The sequence below is a fragment of the Roseovarius sp. D0-M9 genome, assembly GCF_037083805.1.
Classification (GTDB): Bacteria; Pseudomonadota; Alphaproteobacteria; order Rhodobacterales; family Rhodobacteraceae; genus Roseovarius.
On record NZ_JBAPKZ010000134.1, the window covers coordinates 1 to 688 of the forward strand.

A 688-nucleotide genomic window follows, 5' to 3' on the forward strand; every position below is an offset into this window, starting at 1 on the left:
ACGCGCCATTTGCGCATCTGTCAGCCAGAAAAGATCAGACATATCACCGCTCCATTTTCGGACGGTGAATCACGCCGCTAGAATGAAATCAATGGGTCCAGAGCCTAAGAAAACATAAGTTCAAGGTCGAAGTTCGTGGTCACGCAAAATCGCTAATTCTTGTCATTCGTCGCTTCTGCAGAAGACGAGTGGCGTGGCTTGCTCCCTACAAATGGACCACGTGCCGGAGCATCAGAATCTGGGGCATGAGATTAGAGGCAGCAGCTACATGCTCCTGAAATTGCGGGCAATAGATTCGTTCAATCTCTTGCGTTTCAATTGTCAATGGCGACGCTGTATTGCAGCCTTCCATACCGGGTTCCCGCCAGGCACTGTTGCTGCGGTTGTGTTGCCGTCGATTTTTGATCTTGGAGCGCATAGGCCCCAATGGGGTGATATTCTTGGCCACCTTGGGCGAGATCCGTCTGCCTATCAATTCAGCTTACCTGAGTTAGTCGGATGGCTGCCTCATGCTGGCTCAGGAAGACTTCGCCTGTCAGCTCATCCAGAAAATGGCTGCGTTGCAGACGGTCCATCACCGGGCCTTTCACCTCACTGAGGTGCAGGCGGATGTTGGCGTCCTTCAGTCGGGAGTTGATCGCTTCGAGCGACTCCAGCGCCGAGAGGTCGATCTCATTCACCGCCGAAA

At 53.2% G+C, this 688-nt stretch carries 1 protein-coding gene; it reads right to left on the reverse strand.

Annotated elements, in window-relative coordinates; all coding sequences use genetic code 11:
* Positions 1 to 476: 476 nt before the first annotated feature.
* Positions 477 to 688, reverse strand: a 212-nt coding sequence (locus V8352_RS21875) for a sodium-independent anion transporter (RefSeq protein ID WP_336426362.1), incomplete at its 5' end; no start/stop codon positions are given.